The sequence below is a fragment of the Exiguobacterium sp. AT1b genome (genome assembly GCF_000023045.1).
In the GTDB taxonomy this organism is placed as follows: domain Bacteria; phylum Bacillota; class Bacilli; order Exiguobacteriales; family Exiguobacteriaceae; genus Exiguobacterium.
This window is the reverse complement of sequence record NC_012673.1, coordinates 611694-638634: the sequence shown is the minus strand read 5'-3', so window position 1 is coordinate 638634 and position 26941 is coordinate 611694. Positions and strand designations below refer to the sequence as shown.

Below are 26941 nucleotides of genomic sequence, written 5' to 3'. Positions count from 1 at the left end.
AAATACTTGAAAAAGGTATGCAAAATCAAGTATCTTCATTATGATACAGTTATCAGTTTTAAATTGAACAGATAAAGATATGCGTTTAAAACGAAAGGTAAGAGGTGTATGACATGACGAAAATTATGGCAGTCAATGCGGGTAGTTCATCGCTCAAGTTCCAGTTACTCGAGATGCCAACGGAAGAGTTGCTTGCAGTCGGACTCGTAGAGCGTGTAGGGAAAGAAGATGCGATTTTTACAATCAAGTACGGTGAAGGACAGAAGTTCAACGTGGTCACACCACTTCACACGCACAAAGAAGCAGTTGAATTGACGTTGGAGAAGTTGATCGAGTTGGACATCATCCAATCATTCGATGAGATTTCTGGCGTAGGTCACCGTGTGTTACACGGAAAAGAGTTGTATGCGGATTCGGTCGTCATTGACGATGAAGTCATGAAGAACATCGAGTCGTTCACCGAGCTCGGCCCACTTCATATCCCACCAAACTTGACAGGTATTCGCGCATTCCAGGCAATTTTACCGAATGTCCCACAAGTAGCGGTATTCGATACAGCGTTCCACCAGTCAATGCCTGAAGAGAATTTCTTGTACAGTCTTCCTTACGAATACTATACAGAACACGGTGTACGTAAATACGGCTTCCACGGAACGAGCCACAAGTATGTCACACAGCGCGCGGCAGAACTTCTCGGTCGTCCGCTAGAAGACTTGCGTTTGATTTCATGTCACCTCGGTAGCGGTGCATCGATCGCTGCAGTAGCAGGTGGTCGCTCGATCGATACAACGATGGGCTTCACACCACTCGAAGGAATCACGATGGGAACGCGCTCAGGTTCATTGGACCCGGCCCTCATCCCGTTCTTGATGCAAAAAACAGGGAAGTCTGCTGAAGACGTCTTGAACGTCATGAACAAAGAGTCTGGTGTGTACGGACTTTCTGGTATCTCAAGTGACTTGCGTGACATCGAGCAAGCGGCTGCAGAAGGCAACCATCGTGCAGAAGTTTCATTAAAAATCTTCTCGAACCGTATTCACGGTTACATCGGTCAATATGCGGCTGAAATGAATGGTGTCGACGCCATCATCTTCACTGCAGGTGTCGGAGAGAACTCGGACGTCATCCGTGAACGCATCCTTCGTGGTCTTGAATTCATGGGTGTCTACTGGGATCCTTCTCTTAACAACGGTGCTCGTGGGAAAGAGTTGTTCATCAACTACCCACACTCACCGGTTAAAGTCATCATCATCCCGACGAACGAAGAATTGGTCATCGCGCGTGACACGGTACGCATCGCAAACCTTGTCGAAGCACACGCATAATACGAAACGAACCCACGTTACTTCATGTAACGTGGGTTTTTTATGAGCCTTTTTGACTAATGCGAAGTAGAGACAGTAGGACAATTGTTTTCCTCTTTGTAATATTCGAAGCTTGGTTTACATCATTTTGCAATGTTTATGTCATGAATAAACCATATATTGGATGTAAATTTATAAAAATATCTCTCGTTCGATTCAAATGTCTAGTTTAACACGATAAACCGTTACTTTTGACATCGATTTGTAATGTTCGTGTCACTCAAATGAACAGGAAGTGTAACGGCACTGACCGATATTTCGTCATATAGTTATCTGGACGAAATATTCATCGGAAGAGACGAGTCACCTAGATAAAGGATGACACGGAATCGAAGACAAATTGACGAAGAGAGGACGAAAAAACGTATGTTGAAAAAAATCATGACGCTCTTACTTCTCGCCATCGCCGTATTTGCATTTGCTCTACCGACTTCACCAGTGGAAGCAGCTACTAAAAAAGTTTATGTTGCGACAAAGTCAGGTTCGAAGATGGTTTATGCAGAAGGGAAATCAAATGCACGAGTGATTGGGAAGATTGCAGCGAGTGATCGTCTTCAACGTACAGGTTCTCGAGGTGCTTGGATTCGTGTGAACTATAAAGGGAAGGCCGGATGGGTCCCTACAAAGAACTTACGTACGGTAAGTGCTCCAAAACCGCTCAAACCAGCAAGCGTGAAGACATATACGATGAAAGCATCGGCATATACACCGTATTGCAAGGGATGTTCAGGTAAGACAGCACTTGGCTGGAACGTTCGTACTCAAAAGCGCAATGTCATCGCGGTAGACCCGCGCGTCATTCCGCTCGGGACAAAAGTACAAGTATACGTAGGGAGCAAGTTGTTAGGTACCTACACGGCAGCTGATACAGGCGGCGCCATCAAAGGGAATAAAATCGACATCTTAATGTATTCACATAGTGCGGCGATTCAATTTGGTCGCAAAACGGTTACGGTCAAGGTGTTGTAATGCATCAAAAAGGGTCTTGCGATTGCGCAAGACCCTTTTTGATGGATGGATGATTATTGACGAACGATGAGGACGTCACATTTCGCATAACGGACGATGCTTTCAGAGACGCTTCCGATAAAGAAACGTTCTACAGCGTTTAAACCTGTCGCGCCACAAATAATAAGATCAATATCATGATTAGGCGCAATCTTTTTCGCAATCGTCACTTTCGGTGAGCCGTATTCGATCACTGTCTCGACTTCTTTTACGCCACGCTCTTTCGCGCGATTGACATAGTCTTCAAGCAATTCTTTCGCATATGTCTCGGCGCGCTCTGTGATTGTCCGATCGTACGCTTCTACAGTCGCAAACGTCCGCGTATCAATCACATGACCGACGTACAGTTTCCCTTCGTTACGAATCGCGACATCGATTGCTGTTTCGAATGCACGTTCCGCCTCTTTAGAGCCGTCAACGGCAGATAAAATGTGTTTGTATACAATTGCCATGTAAATCCCAACCTTTCGCTCGAAATATACGTTCGGCTTACATATATAGTATACCACTTCTTTCGGTTTTCACGCTTTTTCGCCATGAAAATGAGTGAATTTTTTCATGGTGATGTTCACGACATGTCCAAGTTTGGAATTCGTGTGAAAGAACGGGTAAAATAAGGCGGAGGAGGTAGGACGATGAAACATGTAATGATTACATCTGGTGCCAAAGGGATCGGACGCGTCGTGACGGAGCGTCTGTTACAAGATGGTTGGCACGTTAGCATTTTGCAACGGAATCCAATCGACTGGGAACATGAGCGGATACATATGATCGAGGCCGGATTGACGGACCGCGAACAACTGCTCTCTGCCTATGAGCAAGCGGTCGAACGGTTTGGTGAACCGGACGCTTTGATTTTAAATGCAGGTCCATATATCTTTGAACGGAAACCGCTCGTCGAATTGACGGACGACGAGTGGGACGAAGTACTCACGGGCAACCTGTCCGCCTCATTTTGGTTAATGCGTCGAGCGCTTCCTTCCATGCGCTCGAATCGATTTGGACGCATCATCTCGTATGGATTTCCGGAAAGTGGGACGGCGCCTGGCTGGATTCATCGTTCTGCGTTTGCCGCTGCAAAGACGGGACTCGTCAGTTTGACAAAATCGGTCGCATTGGAAGAGGCACCGTTCGGGATTACGGCTAACATGGTCAACCCGGGCAATATCGTCGGCTCGCAAAAGGAGATGCGCATTGAGGAGGCGGAAGTGGATGAAGGAACTCCGGTCGGTCGACACGGGACGGGAGAAGATATCGCGCGTTTGATTTCGTTCTTATTACAAGAAGACTCGGATATGATCACAGGAGCCATCATCGATGTGACAGGTGGCGTCAACGTCGTCCATCAATACCGGAAGTGAGGGGAACGCGATGAAGATCGGAGTGGTCACGGACGTTCATGGAAATCTCGAAGCGTTGGAGGCTGCGCTCCAAGTCATGGATACAGAGCGGGTCGACGTCATTTGGTCACTTGGTGACATGATTGCGATGGGACCGGACTCCAATGCGGTCATGGAGCGATTGCTAGATCGGGGCGCGCATATGATTTCTGGGAATCATGATGAGGCCGTCCTTTCCCTTTTGGCTGGATACGGTCATCCGGAAAGTTATGCACATACGCGCCCCCACCATGAGTGGGTCGCGCGTCAATTGGAGACTCGATATGCGGATGTCCTCGAATCTCTTCCACGAACGATGTCCGTCGAAATGGCTGGCGAAACGGTGTTCGGTATTCATTATCATATCCCGACCGACCGACGCCATGTCACGATCGTCGAGGAACCGTTTCACGAGATTCTCGAACCGACACTGGAAAATATGCAACGACTATATGGGGCATATGAAGGAGAAATCGTGTTATTTGGACATCACCATCCCGTCCACTTGTTTGAAGATGACACGAAACGCTACGTCAATCCTGGTGCGCTCGGGGTGGCGAAAGATGACCTGGCTCGCTTTGCCATATTATCTGAAGGGGAAACGGGGATTGACCTTGAACTGAAGGCGGTCCCATATGACAAGCGTGCCTTTTTAGAGAAGATGGAACGTTATGACGTACCTCAACGGGATGTCATGCTGCGTTTGTTCTATTAAGATATGTAAAAAGTAAGATATGTAAAAAGTGCGATCCTTGGTAATGGATCGCACTTTTTGTCATTCAATCTCTTGAAGTGTTTTCGGATAACTCGTCAATGTGATAGGACCACTTTCTGTCATAACGAGATCGTCTTCGATACGGACTCCGCCGACTCCCGGTAAATAGATACCCGGTTCGACTGTGAACGTCATCCCGACTTGGGCGGTCATGTCATTGTTCGCTGCCATCGATGGATGTTCGTGTACTTCGATTCCAATTCCGTGACCGATCCGGTGGGTGAAGTATTCACCATATCCTGCAGACGTGATGACTTGTCGTGCGGCGATATCGATTGCGCCGAGTGTCGTCCCGACGTTTGCCATCTCGATTGCGGCTTCCTCCGCTTGGAGAACGGTGTCGTAAATCTCACGTTGTTTGCGACTCGCCTCACCGAAGACGACCGTCCGAGTGATGTCTGAACAGTATCCCTGCCAGACGACGCCGAGGTCGAACAAGGCGAAATCGCCTTTTTTCAGACGGTTGTTGCCTGGGACACCGTGAGGGTCGGCACTATTCTCGCCGAACAAGACGAGTGTGTCGAACGACATTTCACGGACACCTTGCTGTTTCATAGCGTATTCGATATCCGCGATGACCTCGAGTTCGGTCACGCCTTCACGGAGGGAACGGATCCCGGCTTCGATGGCCATATCTGCCAACTCGGCGGCCCGCTTCATGATTCGGACTTCATCCGGTGATTTGATCATACGTAACGTTTGGAGCTCGTCTGTCAAATCGATAATGGACAGACCGGCAAAACCGGCACGAAGATGCTCGACTCGGTTGAATGTCAAATGTTCCCCTTCGATCCCGATTCGTTCAGGAACGATTTGGTTGTCGAGGAATAACTTGACGATTTTGTCCCATGGATTTTCGTGGTCCATATACGTCACGATTTCACCTGACCAGTCACTCGCTTCGACAATCCCTTTTTCAAGTGCTGGGCAGATGATGGCAGTTGTGCCGTTTTTCAAAACTAAAATGGCGATCAATCGCTCGTGTGCTTCCGCGTATACTCCCGAGAAATAAAACACGGATGCTTTCGATGTGATGAACGCTGCATCTAACCCTTTTGTCGCTAGAGATTGTGCAATTTGATTGGTGCGTTGATTCAAGTTGAATCCCTTCCCTTCTACCTCTTACGTTGACTACTCGTCTATTATAGCTGTTTCGAAAACAGAAAGGAAATGTTGCAATTTGATTGGTACAGTTTGAACTAGTTCGACTGATACAGTATACTGAATAGAGTAGAAAATGTATTGAGAGAAGGGACTCCGCGTATGACCACAAAACATGAACAGATCATAGCACATATCGAGTCACTCGATGTTGGGTCAAAAATTTCGGTCCGCCAAATCGCCAAAGAGTTGGCTGTATCAGAAGGTACGGCTTATCGGGCCATCAAGGAAGCTGAGAACCTAGGTTTCGTATCTACCATTGAACGGGTGGGGACGATCCGGATTAAGCGAAAGCATAAAGAGAATATTGAAAAACTTACATTCGCCGAGGTCGTCAACATCGTCGATGGTCAGGTGTTGGGCGGACGTAACGGCCTCCATAAGACGCTATCGAAATTTGTAATCGGTGCCATGAAGCTTGAGGCGATGATGCGATATATCGATGTCGACTCACTCGTCATCATCGGGAACCGCGAGAAGGCGCATGAACTCGTCTTACAATCAGGTGGGGCTGTATTGATCACAGGGGGATTCGATACAACGGATGAAGTGAAACGGATGGCAGATAAGTATGATATGCCTGTCATTTCTACATCCTACGACAGTTTTACCGTCGCGACGATGATCAACCGAGCCATCTATGACCGTCTAATCAAAAAAGAGATTTTACTCGTCTCGGATATCGTCATCCCGCTCCACGATACGTTCTATCTGAAGTCGGATGACACGGTGAAACGTTGGCATGAGCTGAATGAACGGACGAAACATAATCGCTATCCCGTCATCGATGAACAGATGAAAGTGGTCGGTGTGATCACGGCAAAGGATGTCATCGATAAATCACATGACTATGACATCGAGAAGGTCATGACCAAAAGCCCGATTACGGTGGGCGTACAAACGAGTGTCACCAATGCGGCACACCAGATGGTATGGGAAGGAATCGAGATGCTACCTGTCGTCGATAACTACGGACGTCTACTTGGGATTATTAGCCGTCAAGATGTGTTGAAGGCGTTGCAACTGGCGAACCGTCAACCGCAAGTCGGTGAGACGTTCGATAACATGATCACGAACCAGCTGAAAGAAGACCCTGCATCGAACGGGACGGCATTCACGGTTGAAGTGGCACCACAGATGACGAGTCATATGGGGACCGCCTCATCTGGCGTGTTGACGACGTTGTTGGTCGAAGGGGCGACGCGAAGTCTGCGTCATATGAAAAAAGGCGACCTCGTGGTCGAGAATATCACCGTCTATTTCATGAAACCGATTCAAATTGAAAGTCAGATCCGAGTGTCGGCCAATGTCTTCGACCTCGGGCGGAAGTTCGGGAAAGTGGATGTGGAGATGACGCAAGGGACACAACTTGTCGCCAAGGCGCTCGTCACGGCACAACTCATCGACCGGTAACGAAAAGAGCACCTGCTACGCACTGTAGCAGGTGCTCTGTTTCATGATGGCGTATTCGTCGGTTCTTCTGCGGCGAGTGGGTAAATTTTGCGGTAACGGATAAATCCGACAACGGCATTCCCTAGACCGACGACTAACATGACGATGCTGACAATCCAACCGACAGTTGAATTCAGACCGAATCCTCCGACCATTTGGTTCGCAGCGAACAGTGCGAGGAATAAGCTTAACCAGATCAACGCTTGCGTGTTGAACAACGCTTTGCGGTTTGGCGTCTTTGTCAAAAAAGCGCGGCGCTTAAAGACGAGGTACGCACCGAGCGCGAACAAAATGAGTCCAATCATGACAAGTTGCAAGTGAAGGAACCCCTTTCTATCTCGTAATCTGTTATCATCATACCATAATAGTGTGTAGGAAAGTGAGGAATCATCATGACGCAATGGCAGGAAGCGGATACAATCAAATCAGAAATTGAGGCGGCTGACACCATTTTCATCCACCGCCATGTACGACCAGACCCTGATGCATTGGGGAGTCAGCTAGGTTTACAACGCATTTTAAAATCGGTTCATCCGGAGAAACAAATCTATGTGGTCGGTGGCATGGTTCCAGACCTTGAGTTTTTAGGAAAGATGGAACATGTCGAAGAAGGAATGTATCAGGACGCGCTCGTCCTTATTTTGGATACGGCGAATCAAGAGCGAATCGATGGACCGTTCGCATTGAAAGGGAAGACGATCATCAAAATCGATCATCATCCTGATGAAGATCCGTATGCGATGACACAGATTGTCGATACCTCGGTCAGTTCGACGTCTGAGATGATTGTGGAACTCGCGGACATTTGGGGATATCCCATTGACCAAGAGGCGGCATTTTTACTCTATGCCGGCATCGTTGGCGACACAGGACGTTTCCAGTTTCGAAATGCTACGGCCCGAACGTTTGAGATTGCTTCGGCGCTGATTGCGAAAGACATCGACACGAATAAATTATATCGTCATATGTATAAAACGAATTTGGCGACCCTACAACTGCAAGGCTATGTATTACAGCATGTCCAAGTAACGGAAGAGGGAGTCGGCTATGTGAAGATTGACAAGGACGTGCTTCGAACGTTCCATGCCTCTCCAGAAGCGGCGTCTCAACTCGTCAATAGCTTCTCGGGTCTTGAGGGATTGAAATGTTGGGTCATGTTCGTGGAAAACAAAGAAGAGATTCGTGTGCGCATCCGGTCGAAAGGTCCTGTCATCAATGAAGTGGCCAAGCGATACCGTGGGGGCGGTCATCCGATGGCGGCCGGTGCCACGATTGACACATGGGATGAGATGGATGACGTGATTGCGGCTTTGAATGAAGTGGCAGGGGCATTCACGTTTGAAGAAAATGAAGAGAGCTGACCGCGGTCAGCTCTCTTCATTTGTCTCCATTTTCTTGTGGGATGAACCATGTACCCCGGTCGGTCACATCCTCGACGACGTCGAGCTGATATTCGGTAATGTACTTACGGAGCCGGTCGATGATTTCTGGACTGTCGGCAAACACGGTTTGACCATTCTGTAATTTTTCTAACTTATCGCGTGCAATCTGTCCCCGATTGATAATCATACGCTTTTACCCCCTTTTGTCGTGAGTTTTGTCTATAATTATTGTATCAGAGAAGTGATGAATTGAGTTTGACAATTCCATTACTATAGAGAGGAGGCCAACGATGATTCATCTGAATGTCAGAACTGCTTATAGTTTACTACAAAGTACAATCCGGTTAGAACAATATGTCTTGCAGATGACCGAACGGGGAAGTCGTTCCGTGGCGATTGCAGACGATGCGTTTTATGGGGTTCCGACATTTTTGTCATATTGCCAACGATATGAGGTGAAACCGCTCATCGGACTGAGGACGGTACTCCGATTGGATGGGTTAGACGTATCCGTGATTGTGTATTCATCAAACGAGACGGAGCTCAAGGAACAATATCGTATCATCCAGGCGGGAGGAATTGAAGGTCGGACAACGATGCCGCTGGTTGTCCTACCTGAAAATTGGAAAGCGAGTGATCCGGTTCACCGGCGTCGCCTCTATCATCAACTCTTGTCGTTTGTCGATGAAGAGAAGCTGTGGCTCGGACTCCCGGCACCTCAGACAACGGAGCAGGTACAAGTGTTGAAGCAACTTCGTCTCATGCGAGAAGAGCTAGCTGTCCAGTTGATTCCAGCCCCTGAAACGAGATACATGAGACCGGAAGATGTGGAAGGATTCCGAGCCATTTCTGCCATTCGTGAAGGGGAAGTGATGTCGAATGAAGACGTGCGACAAAAAGGATTGCACGTTCGACTACCGAGTGAAATGAATGACTGGTTCACAACGGAAGAGTTAACAGAACTGGATCGATTCGAGGCATTGATTCGACTCGAGCATCTACCGCGTGCAGAAGGAGCGATTCCAGAACTTCCGGATGCCGATCAAAAGCTGAAACGACTTGTCGGTGAGCGGTTGAAATCGATGGAACTCTTGAAAGAACCATATATCGAGCGGGCAAAATTTGAGCTTGAAGTCATCGCCAAGACGGGATTTTCTTCCTATTTCTTGATCGTGGAAGATATCGTTCGGTTTGCTCGAGAATCTGGGATTGAAGTAGGGCCGGGTCGTGGGTCGGCAGCAGGTTCACTCGTCAGTTTTGCCCTTCATATCACAGAAGTCGATCCGGTTCGTTATGGATTACTGTTCGAACGATTCTTAAATCCAGAGCGTGTGTCGATGCCAGATATAGACCTTGATTTTGAAGATGAACGTCGTGAGGAAGTGGTTTCTTACGTATTATCAAAATACGGTCATACGCATGCCGCACAAATCGGGACACTTGCCACATTTGGTGCGAAAGCGGCGATGCGTGACGTCGCGAGAGCGCTCGGAATGACCCTTGAGGAAGGGCAGGCCGCGAGTAAGCAAGTGAAAGCCGGAGGACTTGATGAACTGATGTCGAGCCCGAAGCAGATGAAGTGGTTTGCCGGTAGCCAAAAGCGTCAGCAGTTATTACGGATTGCCAAACAGCTAGAAGGTTTGCCGCGTCAATCCTCCGTTCACGCGGCGGGAGTCGTGCTCAGTCGTCAACCGATTGAAGAAGTGACGCCGCTCCAACCCGAACTTGAAGAACACGTGACCCAATATAATATGAAGGATTTGGAAGAGGTCGGGCTTTTAAAAATTGACTTGCTCGGATTACGAAATTTGAGTCGCTTGCGAAAGATGGAAGACTTGATTCGTGAAAGTGACGCGCTGTTCTCTCTGAAAACGATTCCGTTAAACGATGCCCGGACGTATCGACTGCTTGCGAGAGGTGAGACGGACGGAATCTTTCAATTCGAATCGACCGGGATGAAGCAAGCGCTTCGACAAGTGAAGCCGACGGAGTTTGAAGATATCGTCGTCACGATGTCACTCTATCGCCCAGGACCGATGCAATTCATCGAAACGTATGCGAAACGAAAACACGGTATGCCATACCAACCAGTCCATCCGGACGTAGAAGACGTCATGAAACCGACGTACGGTGTACTCGTCTATCAAGAACAGGTGATGAGACTGCTCCGTAAACTCGGGGGCTATTCCTACGCAGAAGCGGATTTAGTCAGACGTGCGATTGCCAAAAAGGATACGGGGACGATTGCTCGGGAACGAGAACGATTTTTGCAGCAGGCAAAAGCGGGAGACCAGGACGTCTTGGCGCAAATCTTCTCATGGATCGAAAAGTTTGCCGGGTACGGATTTAACCGCTCTCACGCTGTCGCCTACAGTTTGATCAGTTACCGATTGGCTTACGTCAAAGCACATTTCCCTCGGGTCTTTCATGTGGTGACATCAGACAAAACAACGGAACTTGTCAGACTGTTACGGAAAGATCAAATTCCGGTGTACCCGCCGGATGTCTTACATGGCCACGCTGACGCGACGCTTGAAGGCCCGGGCGTCCGGCTCGGGTTGAAGGCGGTCCAGGGATTGACCAAACGGGATGTGGACCGTCTGATTGAACTGAACGGGCAGTTGAAAGATGTCAGAACGCTTCAAGAAACCATGGAGTGGAAGAATAAAGACCAACTGAAATTACGTCGCTTACTTGGTGCGGGCGCGCTCGACCGCATGTATCACGGTGACCGGACGCGTGCTTTTGAAGCAGTCGAACGTTTGCGAGAAGAAGCGGGGACGCATTTTTTACCGGATGAACTGTCTTCACTCGGACTCAAGCAAAAAAAAGTGAAAGAACCGAATTGGTCTGAAGAAGAGAGGGAGGCGCTCGGGACATGGGTGGTCCATTCTCCATTGACGGCACTTCCGGATATCGGGATCGAACCGTCTACAATTGAAGAAGTCATGAATGGAACAAATGGTTATCTCGTCGTATATGTAGACGACGTACGGACGTTCATGACAAAGAAACAAGAACGGATGGGTGTTCTCATGGTGGACGATGGCATGACGCAAGACGAGGTCGTCGTGTTTCCTCGAACATTCGCCCAGTTTGGACGATCCCTCTATGCCGGTAACATCTTGTTACTCGAGGTTCATTCGAATGAACGGGATGGTCGCAAGCAATTGATTGTCGAACGAGTTCGACCGTTACACGGACAAGCTTTATTCATCCGGCTCACACTCGACCGCTTCCCTGAATTGGAAGATTGGATTCAACGCGCACAAGGGGATGTGCCGGTTGTGTGCCGATTCACGGATTCGAAGGAAGTGAAACAACTGGCTTCAGCTTTTTCCATCAACCCGAATGAGGAGTATGTGGCGGAGGCGAAAAGACGGTTCGGGGAAGAAAATGTCGTATTGAAACGAATCGATACAAAAATGGTTGGTCCAGAAACTAGTACCAAGTCCTAAAAAGTGATATAATCGCACTAATTGGTCTGACCACTTAAGTTTGATAGGTGATCCAAAAAAGGGAGTTGAACGGTCAGATGCATGAAAAACACGCATCCTCATTTCACGGAAACATTTCAAAGATTAGAAAATTAATTGTCCAATCGTCTTTAGTTCCAGGTGATCGGCTTCCATCCGAACGAGAGCTCGCCGAAACGCTGTCCATTAGCCGCGCTTCGGTTCGCGAAGCGTTACGGGCGTTGAGCTTTTTAGGCATCGTGGAGACGAGACATGGTGGTGGCACCTTTTTGTGTGAACAAGACCGACATCGGTACATCGAGATATTGTCGGAGTTCATTGTGACCAAACAGACGAAAGCGACCGATATTATCGAGATGCTTCGACTATTGGAGCGCATGGCGTTTTCAGAAATTGAACCGACTAAAGAACGACTGGATCTGCTAGAGACGGTGATCGATGATGATCGAACGTTTCGCCAGCAACTCATCTTTCAGTTGAAGAATGAACTGTTCATTCGAATTTGGAGTGAGGTCAACCGCTTTTTTGAAGGATTAGACGTTGGGGATTTATACACGCTCGAGGAACGGAAACAGTTTGTCGAGACGTGGCGTGGAATGGGGATGCCGGAATGAACGAGGGGGAAGCGATGACTGCTTTTTTCAAGAAACCGAAACGATATATGCCATTGCGTCAACGAGAACCAAAGATTGACGCACCACAGGGATTAATGACGAAATGTCCATCTTGTAAATATATGCATTATACAAAACAGTTGAATGAGAACCACAAAGTGTGTGATTGCGGTTATCATTTTCCGCTTCATGCGCAAGAACGGATTGATATGCTTGTTGACGAAGGGTCATTCGAACGATTTGCGGGACCTTCTGTCAAGGCGAATCCACTCGACTTTCCTGACTATGAGGAGAAGTTGACGAAAGATCGGAAGCGGACCGGGATCGAAGAGGCCGTCGTATGTGGAAAGGCGACAATCGACGGACTTCCACTCGTTGTCTGTGTGATGGATGCGAGATTCCGAATGGGATCGATGGGTGCATACGTCGGAGAAGCGATTGCTTCGGCTGTTCGAACCGCCACATCACTTGGGCTTCCAGTCGTCTTGTTCACAGCATCAGGTGGGGCACGGATGCAAGAAGGAATGGTCAGTTTGATGCAAATGGCCAATACGTCCATCGCTCTAAAAGAACATGACGAAGCAGGACTGCTGTACATCGCGTATTTGACACATCCGACGACTGGTGGTGTGTCAGCGAGTTTTGCGATGCTTGGCGACTTGAACGTCGCGGAACCGGGAGCGCTCATCGGGTTTGCAGGACGACGAATCATCGAACAGACGATTCGGGAAAAGCTTCCAGAGAACTTTCAAACTGCCGAGTTTCTACTTGAGTCTGGGCAGCTGGATGCGGTCATTCATCGTGAACAGATGCGTTCGTTCTTGAAGAAGATGATCGAATTACACGATGGGGGTGTCCGTCATGTTTGACCCAATCAAAGAAGTCACCGAACAGCTAAATAAATTACGGGAGACGGCTGAGACGAAAGGGATTGATTTATCCCGAGAGATTCGTCATCTCGAGTTAAAGCTCGACCGATTAGAAAAAGATATTTATGGGAATATGAAACCGTGGGACCGCGTCCAGTTGGCGCGAAACCCGAAGCGTCCGACGACGCTCGATTACATCCAACATTTGTTCCCTGACTTCATGGAACTTCATGGGGACCGACACGGATATGACGATGCGGCAATCGTATCTGGACTCGCAACGTTTGAAGGAGTGCCGGTGACGATTATCGGACATCAGCGTGGGCGGAACACGAAAGAGAACATGAAACGGAATTTTGGTATGCCACACCCGGAGGGCTATCGAAAAGCCTTGCGTTTCATGAAGCAAGCCGAAAAGTTCAACCGTCCCATTTTGACATTCATTGACACGAAAGGGGCTTATCCGGGGAAAGCCGCAGAAGAGAGAGGGCAAAGTGAAGCGATCGCCCGTAACTTGTTTGAGATGGCGACGCTGAAAGTGCCGATCGTCTCCGTTGTCATTGGGGAAGGTGGTTCAGGCGGTGCGCTTGGAATTGGTGTATGCGACCGTCTATTGATGCTTGAGAATAGTACGTACTCGGTCATCTCGCCAGAAGGTGCAGCGGCACTGTTGTGGAAAGATGCGAAACAAGCAGAACGTGCGGCAGAGACGATGAAGATTACAGCACAAGATTTATTCAACCTAGGGATTGTCGATCAAGTGGTAGGAGAAGTGTATGGGGGGGCACACGTTGATGTGTCACTACAGTCGTCACTCTTGAAACCTGTCTTATTACAGCATATGAATGAGTTGCTCGCGCAATCGACTTCCGAGCTGATTCAAGGACGTGCGACCAAATATCATCAAATTGGCACAATTAATGAGTGAAAACGGTAACAATGGCTTTGAATAAAGCTTTATTCATTCATCAACTGACTGTTTTGTAAGATACCCTATGCATTTTTTTCACATACTTGTGTTGTAAAACAAAGGTCAGACGTGGTATTTTATTTTCAGATTTCGTTAAAACACATAAGAGGTGAGCGACGTGAATTTAAAACGTATTGCGGTATTAACAAGCGGAGGAGACGCTCCTGGAATGAACGCTGCTGTCCGTGCCGTGACCCGAAAAGCAATTTTTGAAGGTCTTGAAGTGTACGGCGTGTATAACGGCTATCAAGGATTAATCGAAGGTGATTTAGTCGAATTAAATCTTGGATCAGTCGGCGATATCATTCAACGTGGAGGTACGTTCCTTCGCTCTGCGCGCTGTCCTGAATTCAGAACAGAAGAAGGTCGCGCGAAAGCAGTAGAACAGTTGAAGAAGTTCAATATCGATGCCCTCGTGGTCATTGGTGGAGATGGCTCTTATCGCGGAGCTCAAAAATTGACTGAACTCGGATTCCCAACAATCGGCCTTCCGGGTACAATCGATAACGATATCCCAGGAACAGATGCGACAATCGGTTTTGACACGGCGCTCAACACAGCGCTTGATGCGATCGATAAGATTCGTGATACGGCTTCATCACATGAACGCACGTATGTCATCGAGGTCATGGGGCGCGACGCTGGTGATATCGCGCTTTATTCTGGTCTCGCTGGTGGTGCTGAGTCGATTCTCGTCCCAGAACGTCCAGAAGATTTGAATGCAATCGTGGAACGAATCAATCACGGGATTGCACGCGGTAAGAAGCACTCAATCGTCATCGTTGCTGAAGGTGCAGGAAGTGCGGAAGAAATCGGCAAATTGATTGCTGAGAAGACGAACTCAGAAACACGCGTCACGATTCTCGGTCACATCCAACGTGGTGGTTCCCCAACTGCCGCTGACCGTGTCCTTGCAAGTCGCATGGGTGCATACGCTGTTGAGATCTTGCTCGAAGGGAAGGCGGGCCGCGTTGTCGGAATCCGTAACAACCAAATGATGGATCTCGATATCGATGAGGCGCTCGACAACAACAAGCACACGATTGATATGCAATTGATTGACCTCGTCAACCAGTTGTCGATTTAAACGATTTTGTATGTTGCAGAGACGGGATACGGTCTAAGGCCCCCCGTTTTCTGTTTGTAAATTGCACTATATCCCCTAGGAGGTTTTTATATTATGCGTAGAACGAAAATTGTATGTACCATTGGACCGGCTTCTGAGAAGCGTCTTCCTGAGATGATTGAAGCTGGGATGAACGTTGCCCGTCTCAACTTCTCACACGGTGACTATGAAGAGCACGGCGCTCGTATCCGTGACATCCGTGAAGCAGCGAAAGCAGCGGGTAAAGTTGTCACTGTTCTTCTCGACACAAAAGGTCCAGAAATCCGCACGCATACATTCGAAGACGGTAAGGCACTTCTTGAAAAAGGAAAAGAAGTCACGATCGTCTCGACGGAAGAAATCGTCGGAACGAAAGATCGTTTCTCTGTGACTTACGAAGGACTCTACGATGATGTGGAAGTCGGTTCACACATCATGCTCGACGACGGTCTCATCGGACTCCGTGTCGTTGAAAAACTTGATAACCGTGATCTCCGTTGCGTCATCGAAAACGAAGGGATCATCAAGACGAAGAAAGGTGTTAACTTGCCAAACGTCAAGGTAAACCTTCCTGCCCTCACGGACAAAGATATCGCGGACATCGAGTTCGGGATCTCACAAGACATTGACGTGATTGCAGCATCATTCGTACGTCGTGCATCTGACGTAGTTGAAATTCGTCAACTTCTCGAGAAGCACAACGCGTCTCACATCAAGATTTACCCGAAAATCGAGAACCAAGAAGGTGTCGATAACATCGAAGAAATCTTGGCAATCTCTGACGGTTTGATGGTAGCCCGTGGTGACCTCGGAATTGAAATCCCGACGGAAGAAGTGACACCAGTTCAAAAAGAACTCATCAAGAAGTGTAACGACCTCGGGAAGCCGGTCATCACAGCAACGCAAATGCTTGATTCAATGCAACGTAACCCGCGTCCGACACGTGCGGAAGCATCAGACGTAGCAAACGCAATCTTGGATGGAACAGACGCAGTCATGCTCTCTGGTGAAACAGCTGCAGGGGACTACCCAATCGAATCTGTTCAAATGCAAGCTGCAATCGCAGAGCGTACAGAACGCATGCTCGACTACAAAAACTTGTTGAAAGATCGTCAGAAGCGCAGTGAGCACACAGTGACGGATGCGATCTCACAAGCGGTTGCGCACACGGCAATCAACTTGAACGCCAAAGCAATCTTGACACCGACACAATCAGGTTATACGGCTGCTCGTACAGCGAAGTATCGTCCTGAAGCGAACATCATCGCGGTGACAGAATCGGAGCGCGTTGCGCGTCAATTGAACCTCGTATGGGGCGTATATCCAATCGTTGCTGAAACAATGCCGAACAATACGGATGAAATGTTGGTTCAAGCATCGGAAGCGGCACGTCACGCTGGATTCGTCACTGACGGTGACCTCGTTGTCATCTCAGCTGGTATTCCTGCAGCGACTGCTGGTACGACGAACATGATGAAAGTCCACATCGTTGGTCACGCTCTCGCAGACGGACGTGGAATCGGTGAGCGCGGTGTCGTTGGAGAAGTCGTTGTCGCAAAAAATGCGGATGAAGCAAACGCAAAAGCGAAAGACGGCATGATCCTTGTCGCACCATTCACAGATAAAGAAATGATGCCTGCGATTGAAAAAGCGGCTGGAATCATCACGGAAGACGGTGGATTGACGAGCCATGCTGGGATCGTTGGACCATCACTTCGCAAGCCGGTCATCGTAGGTGTTGACGCAGCGACAACATCGCTTCGTGACGGTCAGATGATTTCAATCGACCCACTCACAGGTAAAATCTACAACGCATAATTGAACGACAATCGAACCGGCCTTCTACAAAGGTCGGTTCTTTTTCCGTTCGAAGAAAGGAATACGTATGAGTGCATATCTATTTTTATTGATGCTCGTCTTGATTGGTGTCATTTCAAATAACCAATCTGTCATTATCGCAAGTAGCGTCTTGTTGATCATCAAAGCAATCGGTTTCGGCGATCAATTGTTCCCGACACTTGCATCGAAAGGAATCAGCTGGGGTGTGACGATCATTACCATTGCAGTCCTCGTCCCGATTGCGACCGGCGATATCGGATTTAAAGAATTGTGGAATAGTATTAAAGGTCCGGTCGGAATCGTCGCGTTTGCTTCAGGGATGTTCGTCGCCATTGCTGCAGGGCAAGGTGTCCAACTGATGCGTGTCGACCCGGTCGTCACCACGGCGCTCCTTGCAGGTACGATTTTAGCGGTTGGATTCATGAAAGGGATCCCCGTTGGACCGCTTGTTGGAGCTGGGATTGCGGCATTGATTTTAGGTGGATATCAAGTCATTGAAAAATGGTTTTGATATTTTCTGACAACTGAAGCCGCTTACATTTCTTTTTTGCAATAAATTGTTTATACTATATAAAGGACAGGGTAAACGGAGACTGGGTGAATGCAGGGGAACAACCCGTCCCGTATCCTTATTCCCTATAAACAGACTGTTTTTACGGTCGACCACTTTAAACAAGACTGAGGGGGAGTTATGAATGTCAACGACAAAAGGGTTAGAAGGTATTGTGGCAGCAGCCTCAAAAGTCAGCTCAATTATTGACGGACAATTGACTTATGGAGGATACACCATTGATGATTTAGCGGACAACGCCACATTCGAAGAAGTAGTGTTCTTATTGTGGAACGACCGCTTACCAAATGCAGAGGAATTGACAGCGCTCTCAGAAGCGCTTGTAAAAGAAGCGACATTACCTGAAGAGGTGATTGATACGTTAAAACGTGCGCCGAAGTCAGCCAATGCGATGGCAACGATTCGTACAGCACTCTCACAACTCGCTCTATACGATGAGGAATCTGAAGACATGAGTGACGAGGCCAACATGCGTAAAGCAATTCGCCTACAAGCACAAGTCGCTACAATCGTGACGGCATTCGCCCGTCTTCGTAAAGGGGAGCAGCCGGTCGCACCAAAACCTGGTCTTTCTTACGCTGCGAACTTCTTATACATGCTAAACGGTGAAGAGCCGAGCGATGTAGCAGAAAAGACGATTGATAAAGCGCTCATCTTACACGCAGACCACGAGTTGAATGCTTCGACATTCACTGCTCGCGTGTGTGTAGCGACGCTTTCAGATATGTACTCAGGTGTCACGGCGGCTATGGGGGCACTCAAAGGGCCACTTCACGGTGGTGCGAACGAAGCGGTAATGAAAATGTTGCACGAGATCGATTCGGTCGACCGTGTTGAAGAATATGTTCGTGGCAAATTCGAGCGTAAAGAGAAAATCATGGGCTTCGGTCACCGCGTTTACAAGGACGGCGACCCACGTGCGAAGCATTTGAAAGAAATGAGCCGCCAATTGACTGCTCAAATCGGCGAACCGAAATGGTATGAGATGTCTGAGAAAATCGACCATCTTGTCGAAACGGAAAAAGGATTGAAACCGAATGTCGATTTCTATTCAGCTTCAACATATTATGCGCTCGGACTCGAGGAAGATCTATTCACACCAATCTTCGCCGTATCTCGTATGTCTGGCTGGATTGCGCACATTCTTGAGCAATATGCGGACAATCGCTTGATTCGTCCACGTGCGGAATATGTCGGTGAGACGAGCCGTAAATATGTTCCGGTAAACGAACGTTAATTCGAGACACATTTTAGACAAAAGTTTGGTAAACTAACAAGTGACGTAGGTCGGCGCACGCGTCGACCTACAGTAATGTACTTAGGGGGATTCATTATGTTGACACAAGGACAAAAGATTACAGTTGAAAACGGTGTATTGAACGTACCAAACGTACCGACCGTACCATTCATTATCGGTGACGGAACAGGTCCTGACATTTGGAATGCGGCTGTTCGCGTCTTTGACGCTGCGGTTGAAAAAGCATACGGCGGCGACAAGAAAATCGAATGGATGGAAGTATACGCTGGGGAAAAAGCATATAACGAAAAAGGCGAATGGCTCCCGACAGAGACACTTGATCAAATTCGTGAGTACTTGATCGCCATCAAAGGACCACTTACGACTCCAGTCGGTGGAGGAATTCGTTCATTGAACGTCGCACTTCGCCAAGAACTCGATTTATATACATGCCTTCGCCCAGTTCGTTACTTCACGGGTGTTCCATCACCAGTAAAACGTCCTGAAGATACAGACATGGTCATCTTCCGTGAAAACACTGAAGATATCTATGCTGGAATCGAGTACGCTTCAGGAAGCGATGAAGTGAAAAAACTCATCAAATTCTTGCAAGACGAGATGAATGTCAATAAGATTCGTTTCCCAGAAACATCAGGAATCGGAATCAAGCCAGTTTCTTCTGAAGGAACAGAGCGTTTGGTTCGTGCAGCAATTGAATATGCGATTGCGAACAACCGTAAATCTTTAACGCTCGTTCACAAAGGGAACATCATGAAGTTCACAGAAGGCGCCTTCAAAAACTGGGGTTATGCACTCGCTGAAGCGGAATACGGCGACAAAGTGTTCACATGGGCACAGTATGACCGTATCAAAGAAGAATCTGGTGAAGCAGCTGCTAACGAAGCTCAGTCGAAAGCGGAAGCTGAAGGGAAAATTATCGTCAAAGATTCAATCGCTGATATCTTCCTCCAGCAGATTTTGACACGTCCACGTGAGTTCGACGTCGTTGCGACGATGAACTTGAACGGTGACTATATCTCAGATGCCCTTGCTGCTCAAGTAGGTGGAATCGGGATTGCACCTGGTGCGAACATCAACTACATCACAGGTCACGCGATCTTCGAAGCGACACACGGTACAGCTCCGAAATACGCAGGTCTCGATAAAGTAAACCCATCTTCAGTCATCCTTTCAGGTGAGATGATGCTCCGCCACATGAACTGGAACGAAGCGGCTGACCTCATCATCAACTCAATGGAGAAAACGATCGCTTCGAAAGTTGTCACATACGACTTCGCACGTCTCATGGACGGCGCGACAGAAGTGAAATGTTCAGAGTTCGCGGATGAATTGATTAAAAACATGTAAGACGCCCGAGGAGGAGAGCTCATGATTCGTCGTAACAAAATTTCTGTTATTGGAAGTGGCTTCACCGGTGCAACGACTGCACTGTACTTGGCTCAACGTGAGCTAGGGGATGTCGTACTGCTCGATATGGAAGAAAAAGTAGGACCGACGAAAGGGAAAGCGCTCGACATGCAAGAAACGGCTCCGATTCAAGGGTTTGATTCGTGGGTCACAGGTACGTCTGATTACGCGGACACGGCCGATTCCGATGTGGTTGTCATTACCGCGGGAATCGCGCGCAAGCCGGGGATGAGCCGGGACGACCTCGTCGCAACGAACGCAAACGTCATGCGCTCGGTTGTGAAAGAGATTGCCCGTTACTCTCCAGACGCCATCCTGATCGTATTGACGAACCCTGTAGACGCCATGACGTACGCGGCGTTCAAAGAATCAGGGTTCCCGAAAGAACGCGTCATCGGTCAATCCGGTGTGTTGGATACGGCTCGTTTCCGAACGTTTGTGGCACAAGAGCTGAATGTGTCCGTCAAAGACGTATCCGGATTCGTTCTTGGAGGTCATGGCGACGATATGGTGCCTCTCGTACGCTATTCGTACGCCGGAGGCATCCCGCTCGAGAAACTCATCCCACATGAGCGAATCGAGCAAATCGTCGAACGAACACGAAAAGGTGGCGGCGAGATTGTCCAACTATTGGGCGATGGCTCGGCGTATTATGCGCCAGCCGCTGCCATCGTGGAGATGGTCGAAGCGATTGTAAAAGATCAGCGTCGAATCTTACCGGCCATCGCATACCTTGAGGGTGAGTACGGATTCCAAGACTTGTATCTTGGTGTCCCGACGATTCTTGGGAAACATGGAATTGAGCAAGTGTTAGAGCTCGACTTGACGGATGAAGAAAAAGCAGCACTATCGAAGTCTGCCGATTCTGTCCGCTCGGTATTAAGCGTCTTATAAGACTGAGGTGCTTCCTGTCATGTTACAGGAAGCACCTTTTTTGCGCCTTCTCTCTTATCGAACATGCTACACTGAAAGTGGATTTGTTTTGTTTTTGTAAAGATTTGCTTTGAGGTTGGTCGTTTCAAGCATTGATTTGTAAAATAGAAAGTGACATTTGATGGTTTAAGAGGAGGAAGCAGTGTGGCTGATAAAGTAATTGTTGTCGACGATGAAGTGTCGATTGCGACATTATTGAAATTTAATTTAGAACAGGCTGGCTTTGAAGTAGAGACGGCGCACGACGGCAAAACCGGATTGGAATTGGCTGAGAAAAAGGACGCCGTGCTCATTGTGCTCGATTTGATGCTACCGGAGATGGATGGACTTGAAGTGTGCAAACGACTTCGTCAGCAAAAAGTCAATACACCGATTTTAATGCTCACGGCAAAAGATGATGAGTTTGATAAAGTATTGGGGCTCGAGCTCGGAGCGGACGATTATTTGACGAAACCGTTCAGCCCACGTGAAGTAGTCGCCCGTGTCAAAGCGATTCTTAGACGTTCTGCCCCGCAAGAATCGGCGGTTGAAGAGGACATCATTCAAATCGGTGATGTTAAAATCGTCGCTTCAAACTACGAAGTGTTCAAGCAAGGAGAGCGCCTCGAATTGACGCCGAAAGAATTCGAATTGTTAGCCTATCTGGCGAAAAATAAAGGACGCGTGTTGACGCGAGACCAATTGTTATCGGCCATTTGGAATTATGACTTTGTGGGTGATACCCGGATCGTTGATGTCCATATCAGTCACCTTCGTGAAAAAATTGAACCGGTAACGAAGAAACCGACCTATATTAAAACGATTCGTGGTCTTGGCTATAAGATGGAGGAGCCGACTTCGGAATGAAGACGTATCGCTCTAGATTTATGACGACTCTCATTTTTCTTGTGACCGGTGTCTTGTTGACGCTCGGGATTGTCCTTGGGCAACTCTTCAAAGACTTTTATCTGGATTCTGAACGAGACCGTCTAAAAGAAGATGCTCAATTGGCAGCCCTCTACCTCGAAGGAGGCGAATTGGACGAGATTCGTGAGTATGTCGGTCAAATCGATGACGGGAGCAGTTTTGATATTCTCCTTCTGAATAGTCGGATGGAGGTAATTGCTGGCACGCCGTTTCGCGTCGGGTCCATCGATTATAAAATCGACCCGAGTATGGTCCCTGAGGAAGGGACGTTCGGTGAAGCGGATGAGGACGAGTTGATTCAATACACAAAACCGATTGAACTTGCGACGGGTGGGACAGTCTATTTAACATTCATCCGTTATGTATCGGATTTAGAAGGGGTGTACAATCGCATCTGGTTGACGATTGCCCTTGCGCTCTTCTTCTCCTTCTTCATTATTTTGTTCGTGCTTCAACATTTGACGAATCAATTTATTCGACCAATTGATGAGGCGACGATCGTCTTGCGGGAACTAGCAGACGGGAATTACAGGGCCCGTGTGTATGAACTCAGAAATGATGAGGAGACAGGTAGCCTAGCAGGGTCGATCAACGTACTTGCTCGGAATTTGGAGTCGATTTCTCTCGGGGAGTCTGTGCAACGGGCGAGACTCGAATCGTTAATCGAGTATATGGGGGCGGGTCTTCTGCTCGTCGACGAGCGTGGGATCGTCACGTTGGTCAACCGTTCTTACCGTGAGATGTTCCAATACGATGATTTATCGATCGGACAGTTTTATCACGGGATTCTACCGAGTCCCGAGGTAGAAACACTGATCGAAGACGTCTATCTGACGGAGGAGGTCCACCGCCGTCAATTATCGATTCGAACGGGTTTCAATCAAAAAACGTATATGGTATCCGCGGCACCGATTTTCAGTGACACCGGGATGCTTCGCGGCACGACGTTGTTGTTCAACGATATTACAGAATTGAAGCGACTTGAGAAGATGCGGAAAGACTTCGTGGCGAACGTCAGCCATGAGTTGAAGACACCGCTCACGTCCATTCGTGGGTTTAGTGAGACGCTTCTAGATGGGGCGAAAGAAGTCCCGGAACTTCGAGACCAGTTTTTAGACATCATCCAAAAAGAAGCGACGCGGATGCAGATGCTTGTTGAGGATCTCCTTGAATTGTCGAGATTGGAGCGGGATGACTTCCAAATGGAGTTGGTGTCCGTCGACTTGAATCAACTCGTCGATGAGGTCTGCCTCCTGCTCAGTCAAAAGGCGAGCAAGAAGTCGATTCAGCTAGAAGCGAAACACGAGGGGACGGTCGTCTTGCAGGCGGACCTGAACCGAATGAAGCAAGTTATCATGAACTTGGTTGCCAACGCCATCAACTATTCACCAGAAGGAAGTCGTGTCGAAATCGCCGTAGAAGCGAAGGCGGATTCCTACAAACTTCGTGTCAAGGACAACGGAATCGGGATTGCCGAAAAAGAAGTGAGTCGCATCTTTGAACGCTTCTATCGTGTCGATAAGGCAAGAAGTCGGAACTCGGGTGGAACTGGCCTCGGACTCGCCATCGTGAAACACATCATCGATTTGCATCATGCCACGATTGACGTCGAGAGTGAGGAAGGCAAAGGAACAACGTTTACCATTACATTCCCTCGGGTTTAACAATGACTTTATCGTTCGTTCATATTTACTTTACAATACCTTGCTATCCTATGAATGAGACCTCTTCATCATCTCGTGACTCGATCGGTGCTCATCTCCACACGGTCGAGAATTTGGCCCTTTTCTATTCGTAGAAAAGGGTCTTTTTTTTCGAACGCATGTACCCGTATGGTATGATGGTTGAAGAGAAGAATGGAGGTCGATTGAATGAATAAACTACTAGTCCTAGATGGGAACTCCTTAACATATCGTGCGTTTTTTGCACTGCCTCCGATGTCGGATGCGTCAGGTCGGAATACGAATGCAGTGTATGGGTTTACGATGATGTTATTGAAACTAATGGAAGATGAGCAACCGACTCATTTTGCCGTGGCGTTCGATGCGTCAAAGAAAACGTTCCGTCACGATACGTTCGCAGAATATAAAGGTGGACGTCAAAAGACACCGGGAGAATTGCGTGAACAATTCCCACTCGTGCGTGACGTTTGTCGGGCGTTTGGCATCTCTGTCTTAGAGCTCGATCAATACGAGGCGGATGATATCATCGGGACGCTCTCAAAAGATCCGACTTTTGATCAAGTGACGGTTGTGACGGGGGATAAGGATTTACTTCAATTGATCAATGAACGTGTGACGGTCTATTTGACGAAACGAGGCATCACCGAAGTCGAGAAAATGACCGAGACCGCGTTCAAGGAACGCTACGACGGACTACAACCGATTCAGATGATTGACCTAAAAGGATTGATGGGGGATAAATCCGACAACATCCCTGGGATTCCAGGGGTCGGGGAAAAGACGGCACTGAAGTTGATTGCCACATACGGTACCGTCGAGGCCCTTTATGAACATACGGATGAGTTGAAAGGGAAGCAAAAGGAAAAAGTAGTGGCGAATGAACAAGAGGCGAAAATGTCGAAACAGTTGGCGACCATTTACACAGATGTACCGATTGATGTGACGATGGATGAACTTGTCTTTAAGCCATATGACGCTTCGGTCGTCAAAACGCTATTTATGGATTTACAGTTCAAGTCACTCATCGGCAAACTGGCGGATACCTCTTCAGAAGAACCGGTTGAAAAAGCGGAGCGACCAACAATCGCGTTGGTCGATCAAGATTTGTCACGTGCTGTGTTGATGCTTGAACAACTGCATGATGATTATTTTGAAGAAGACGTGATTGGAGTGGCGATCGCGTCGGAGCGAGGTGTCACGATTGGAGATGTGACGCTTCTTGAGGACGAACGGGTCAAGGAATGGATTGAAGACGAGACGAAGACGACGATTTGTCTCGATGCGAAACAGACAATCATTCAATTGAAACGTCATCAACTGGCACTGCGTGGGTATGAAGACTTGCTTGTCGCAGGGTATTTGCTCAACCTATCTGGCGGGACATCTCTCAGCTCGATTGCCGCACACTTTACGTATCCTCTTGAGGAAGATGAAACGGTCTACGGAAAAGGTGCAAAAATCAAGGTGCCGGAAGAGAACGTCTTTCATGCACATCTCGCAGAAAAGGCGTACGCCATCTACACCTTGTTTGAACGTGTGGTTTCGGAGTTGAAAGAGAATGAACAGACAGAACTCTATGAGGCGCTTGAAAAACCACTCGTTTCCGTATTGGCCGAGATGGAGTGGGCCGGTATCCACGTAAATGTCGAAACCCTTCAACATATGGAAACGGACCTACGTGAACGTCTAAACGCACTCGAGATCACGATTCATGAATTAGCCGGCGAACCGTTCAACATCAACTCACCGAAACAGTTAGGGGTCGTCCTGTTTGAAAAACTGTCACTCCCTCCTGTGAAAAAGACGAAAACAGGATACTCAACGGCAGCGGATGTCCTCGAGAAACTGGCGCCGCTTCATCCGATCATCGAGAAAATCATGCATTATCGTGAACTTGGCAAGCTTCAGTCCACGTATGTCGAAGGCTTGCAGAAAGTCGTGAAGGATGATGGCAAGATTCATACGCGTTATACACAGACGCTAACTCAAACGGGACGGCTTTCGTCGGTTAACCCGAACCTTCAAAATATCCCGATTCGATTGGAAGAAGGGCGTCGTATCCGTAAAGCGTTCACCGCGAGTGAACCGGGATGGGTCCTTTATGCGGTCGATTACTCCCAAATCGAACTGCGCATCATGGCACATATGTCACAAGATGAAAAGATGATGGCAGCCTTCCTTCACGATGAGGATATTCATACGTCGACGGCGGCGAACGTGTTTAAAGTTTCCGCTGAAGAAGTCACGTCCCTCATGCGTCGTCAAGCGAAAGCCGTCAACTTTGGAATCATCTATGGCATCAGTGATTATGGACTCTCGCAAAACCTAGGGATTACACGAAAAGAAGCACAGACCTTTATCGATACGTACTTTGAACAGTTCCCTGGAGTGAAGACGTTCATGGATGCCGCGATTGAACGGGCACGTGAACACGGGTTCGTCGAGACGATGTTGAAACGACGCCGGAACATCCCGGATATTCATTCTCGCAATTTCAACTTACGTGGGTTTGCTGAACGTACCGCAATCAACACACCAATTCAAGGAACGGCAGCGGACATTATTAAAAAAGCGATGATTGATGTCGATCATGCGTTAAACGCGTCAAAACTTCAATCCAAGTTGTTGTTACAAGTACACGATGAATTGATATTCGAAGGTCCGACCGAAGAGATGGAAGCATTAGAAAAACTCGTGACCGAAGCGATGGAACAAACGGTCACACTTGATGTGCCGTTACGTGCGGACGGAGCGGTTGGCACGACGTGGTTTGATACGAAATAAACGGAT

At 48.1% G+C, this 26941-nt stretch carries 23 protein-coding genes; 19 read left to right on the top strand and 4 right to left on the bottom strand.

All coding sequences use genetic code 11. The features are described from left to right. Nucleotides 1–113 precede the first annotated feature (113 nt). Together EAT1B_RS03415 and EAT1B_RS16150 are read left to right on the top strand one after the other, a co-directional pair. On the top strand, nucleotides 114–1325 hold the full coding sequence (locus EAT1B_RS03415; protein ID WP_012726734.1) for an acetate kinase: 1212 nt from the start codon (nucleotides 114–116) through the stop codon (nucleotides 1323–1325). A 405-nt stretch (nucleotides 1326–1730) separates the two neighbouring features. Continuing rightward, on the top strand, nucleotides 1731–2333 hold the full coding sequence (locus EAT1B_RS16150; protein ID WP_012726733.1) for a 3D domain-containing protein: 603 nt from the start codon (nucleotides 1731–1733) through the stop codon (nucleotides 2331–2333). Between the two features lie 53 nt (nucleotides 2334–2386). Here the strand turns inward: EAT1B_RS16150 and EAT1B_RS03405 are convergent, their stop codons facing one another. After that, the gene (locus EAT1B_RS03405; RefSeq protein WP_012726732.1) at nucleotides 2387–2824 is read right to left on the bottom strand and encodes a universal stress protein; all 438 of its coding nucleotides are present in this window, start codon (nucleotides 2822–2824) and stop codon (nucleotides 2387–2389) included. A 183-nt stretch (nucleotides 2825–3007) separates the two neighbouring features. Between EAT1B_RS03405 and EAT1B_RS03400 the strand changes: the two genes are divergently transcribed. Together EAT1B_RS03400 and EAT1B_RS03395 are read left to right on the top strand one after the other, a co-directional pair. Further along, entirely contained in the window at nucleotides 3008–3733 is a 726-nt protein-coding gene (locus EAT1B_RS03400) for an SDR family oxidoreductase (protein WP_012726731.1), read from the top strand. Between the two features lie 10 nt (nucleotides 3734–3743). Beyond that, entirely contained in the window at nucleotides 3744–4466 is a 723-nt protein-coding gene (locus EAT1B_RS03395; protein ID WP_012726730.1) for a metallophosphoesterase, read from the top strand. Between the two features lie 60 nt (nucleotides 4467–4526). On the opposite strand, the gene EAT1B_RS03390 is transcribed toward EAT1B_RS03395, so the two are convergent. Further along, the gene (locus EAT1B_RS03390; protein ID WP_012726729.1) at nucleotides 4527–5624 is read right to left on the bottom strand and encodes a Xaa-Pro peptidase family protein; all 1098 of its coding nucleotides are present in this window, start codon (nucleotides 5622–5624) and stop codon (nucleotides 4527–4529) included. Between the two features lie 165 nt (nucleotides 5625–5789). On the opposite strand from EAT1B_RS03390, the gene EAT1B_RS03385 reads away from it, so the two are divergent. Beyond that, nucleotides 5790–7100: a DRTGG domain-containing protein gene (locus tag EAT1B_RS03385; protein WP_012726728.1), complete on the top strand. Its 1311-nt coding sequence runs from the start codon at nucleotides 5790–5792 to the stop codon at nucleotides 7098–7100. 41 nt (nucleotides 7101–7141) lie between these two features. On the opposite strand, the gene EAT1B_RS03380 is transcribed toward EAT1B_RS03385, so the two are convergent. After that, entirely contained in the window at nucleotides 7142–7456 is a 315-nt protein-coding gene (locus EAT1B_RS03380; RefSeq protein ID WP_047795158.1) for a YtpI family protein, read from the bottom strand. A 75-nt stretch (nucleotides 7457–7531) separates the two neighbouring features. On the opposite strand from EAT1B_RS03380, the gene EAT1B_RS03375 reads away from it, so the two are divergent. After that, nucleotides 7532–8500: a bifunctional oligoribonuclease/PAP phosphatase NrnA gene (locus EAT1B_RS03375; protein ID WP_012726726.1), complete on the top strand. Its 969-nt coding sequence runs from the start codon at nucleotides 7532–7534 to the stop codon at nucleotides 8498–8500. A 16-nt stretch (nucleotides 8501–8516) separates the two neighbouring features. Here EAT1B_RS03375 and EAT1B_RS03370 read toward each other — a convergent pair whose 3' ends face one another. Further along, the gene (locus EAT1B_RS03370) at nucleotides 8517–8708 is read right to left on the bottom strand and encodes a hypothetical protein (protein ID WP_012726725.1); all 192 of its coding nucleotides are present in this window, start codon (nucleotides 8706–8708) and stop codon (nucleotides 8517–8519) included. Nucleotides 8709–8811: 103 nt separating this feature from the next. On the opposite strand from EAT1B_RS03370, the gene dnaE reads away from it, so the two are divergent. The 13 genes from dnaE to polA all read left to right on the top strand — a co-directional run bounded on the left by dnaE (nucleotide 8812) and on the right by polA (nucleotide 26935). Further along, nucleotides 8812–11979 carry a DNA polymerase III subunit alpha gene (dnaE, locus tag EAT1B_RS03365; protein ID WP_012726724.1) on the top strand — a complete coding sequence of 1056 codons (3168 nt, stop codon included), beginning with the start codon at nucleotides 8812–8814 and terminating at the stop codon, nucleotides 11977–11979. Between the two features lie 77 nt (nucleotides 11980–12056). After that, nucleotides 12057–12611 (top strand): FadR/GntR family transcriptional regulator, encoded by a 555-nt coding sequence (locus EAT1B_RS03360; protein ID WP_012726723.1) that lies wholly within the window; start codon nucleotides 12057–12059, stop codon nucleotides 12609–12611. A 14-nt stretch (nucleotides 12612–12625) separates the two neighbouring features. Then, on the top strand, nucleotides 12626–13480 hold the full coding sequence (accD, locus tag EAT1B_RS03355) for an acetyl-CoA carboxylase, carboxyltransferase subunit beta (protein ID WP_012726722.1): 855 nt from the start codon (nucleotides 12626–12628) through the stop codon (nucleotides 13478–13480). After that, complete coding sequence (locus EAT1B_RS03350; RefSeq protein ID WP_012726721.1) at nucleotides 13473–14408, top strand: acetyl-CoA carboxylase carboxyltransferase subunit alpha; 936 nt, start codon at nucleotides 13473–13475, stop codon at nucleotides 14406–14408. Before accD ends, EAT1B_RS03350 begins: the two co-directional genes overlap by 8 nt. A 160-nt stretch (nucleotides 14409–14568) precedes the next feature. Continuing rightward, on the top strand, nucleotides 14569–15537 hold the full coding sequence (gene pfkA / locus EAT1B_RS03345; protein ID WP_012726720.1) for a 6-phosphofructokinase: 969 nt from the start codon (nucleotides 14569–14571) through the stop codon (nucleotides 15535–15537). Between the two features lie 93 nt (nucleotides 15538–15630). Next, the gene (pyk, locus tag EAT1B_RS03340; protein WP_012726719.1) at nucleotides 15631–17373 is read left to right on the top strand and encodes a pyruvate kinase; all 1743 of its coding nucleotides are present in this window, start codon (nucleotides 15631–15633) and stop codon (nucleotides 17371–17373) included. Nucleotides 17374–17440: 67 nt separating this feature from the next. Beyond that, the gene (locus tag EAT1B_RS03335; protein WP_012726718.1) at nucleotides 17441–17905 is read left to right on the top strand and encodes a DUF441 domain-containing protein; all 465 of its coding nucleotides are present in this window, start codon (nucleotides 17441–17443) and stop codon (nucleotides 17903–17905) included. Between the two features lie 184 nt (nucleotides 17906–18089). Beyond that, a complete protein-coding gene (gene citZ / locus EAT1B_RS03330) occupies nucleotides 18090–19202 on the top strand; it encodes a citrate synthase (RefSeq protein ID WP_012726717.1) in 1113 nt (370 codons plus the stop codon). Between the two features lie 99 nt (nucleotides 19203–19301). Then, nucleotides 19302–20570 carry an NADP-dependent isocitrate dehydrogenase gene (gene icd, locus EAT1B_RS03325; protein WP_031423152.1) on the top strand — a complete coding sequence of 423 codons (1269 nt, stop codon included), beginning with the start codon at nucleotides 19302–19304 and terminating at the stop codon, nucleotides 20568–20570. A gap of 21 nt (nucleotides 20571–20591) precedes the next feature. Beyond that, nucleotides 20592–21524 (top strand): malate dehydrogenase, encoded by a 933-nt coding sequence (gene mdh, locus EAT1B_RS03320; RefSeq protein ID WP_012726715.1) that lies wholly within the window; start codon nucleotides 20592–20594, stop codon nucleotides 21522–21524. Nucleotides 21525–21707: 183 nt separating this feature from the next. Beyond that, on the top strand, nucleotides 21708–22409 hold the full coding sequence (locus EAT1B_RS03315; RefSeq protein ID WP_012726714.1) for a response regulator transcription factor: 702 nt from the start codon (nucleotides 21708–21710) through the stop codon (nucleotides 22407–22409). After that, the gene (pnpS, locus tag EAT1B_RS03310) at nucleotides 22406–24133 is read left to right on the top strand and encodes a two-component system histidine kinase PnpS (protein WP_012726713.1); all 1728 of its coding nucleotides are present in this window, start codon (nucleotides 22406–22408) and stop codon (nucleotides 24131–24133) included. The genes EAT1B_RS03315 and pnpS overlap by 4 nt, the downstream gene beginning before the upstream one ends. Nucleotides 24134–24340: 207 nt before the next feature. After that, nucleotides 24341–26935: a DNA polymerase I gene (gene polA / locus EAT1B_RS03305; RefSeq protein ID WP_012726712.1), complete on the top strand. Its 2595-nt coding sequence runs from the start codon at nucleotides 24341–24343 to the stop codon at nucleotides 26933–26935. Nucleotides 26936–26941: the final 6 nt, after the last annotated feature.

Excerpts from the sequence above, each read along its gene's own strand:
- mdh (WP_012726715.1), top strand. The coding sequence starts at position 20,592 with ATGATTCGTCGTAACAAAATTTCTGTTATTGGAAGTGGCTTCACCGGT.
- EAT1B_RS16150 (WP_012726733.1), top strand. The coding sequence starts at position 1,731 with ATGTTGAAAAAAATCATGACGCTCTTACTTCTCGCCATCGCCGTATTT.
- accD (WP_012726722.1), top strand. The coding sequence starts at position 12,626 with ATGACTGCTTTTTTCAAGAAACCGAAACGATATATGCCATTGCGTCAA.
- EAT1B_RS03360 (WP_012726723.1), top strand. The coding sequence starts at position 12,057 with ATGCATGAAAAACACGCATCCTCATTTCACGGAAACATTTCAAAGATT.
- EAT1B_RS03415 (WP_012726734.1), top strand. The coding sequence starts at position 114 with ATGACGAAAATTATGGCAGTCAATGCGGGTAGTTCATCGCTCAAGTTC.
- pyk (WP_012726719.1), top strand. The coding sequence starts at position 15,631 with ATGCGTAGAACGAAAATTGTATGTACCATTGGACCGGCTTCTGAGAAG.
- EAT1B_RS03370 (WP_012726725.1), bottom strand. The coding sequence starts at position 8,708 with ATGATTATCAATCGGGGACAGATTGCACGCGATAAGTTAGAAAAATTA.
- citZ (WP_012726717.1), top strand. The coding sequence starts at position 18,090 with ATGTCAACGACAAAAGGGTTAGAAGGTATTGTGGCAGCAGCCTCAAAA.
- EAT1B_RS03405 (WP_012726732.1), bottom strand. The coding sequence starts at position 2,824 with ATGGCAATTGTATACAAACACATTTTATCTGCCGTTGACGGCTCTAAA.
- dnaE (WP_012726724.1), top strand. The coding sequence starts at position 8,812 with ATGATTCATCTGAATGTCAGAACTGCTTATAGTTTACTACAAAGTACA.
- EAT1B_RS03375 (WP_012726726.1), top strand. The coding sequence starts at position 7,532 with ATGACGCAATGGCAGGAAGCGGATACAATCAAATCAGAAATTGAGGCG.
- EAT1B_RS03350 (WP_012726721.1), top strand. The coding sequence starts at position 13,473 with ATGTTTGACCCAATCAAAGAAGTCACCGAACAGCTAAATAAATTACGG.
- polA (WP_012726712.1), top strand. The coding sequence starts at position 24,341 with ATGAATAAACTACTAGTCCTAGATGGGAACTCCTTAACATATCGTGCG.
- EAT1B_RS03335 (WP_012726718.1), top strand. The coding sequence starts at position 17,441 with ATGAGTGCATATCTATTTTTATTGATGCTCGTCTTGATTGGTGTCATT.
- pnpS (WP_012726713.1), top strand. The coding sequence starts at position 22,406 with ATGAAGACGTATCGCTCTAGATTTATGACGACTCTCATTTTTCTTGTG.
- EAT1B_RS03385 (WP_012726728.1), top strand. The coding sequence starts at position 5,790 with ATGACCACAAAACATGAACAGATCATAGCACATATCGAGTCACTCGAT.
- EAT1B_RS03395 (WP_012726730.1), top strand. The coding sequence starts at position 3,744 with ATGAAGATCGGAGTGGTCACGGACGTTCATGGAAATCTCGAAGCGTTG.
- EAT1B_RS03400 (WP_012726731.1), top strand. The coding sequence starts at position 3,008 with ATGAAACATGTAATGATTACATCTGGTGCCAAAGGGATCGGACGCGTC.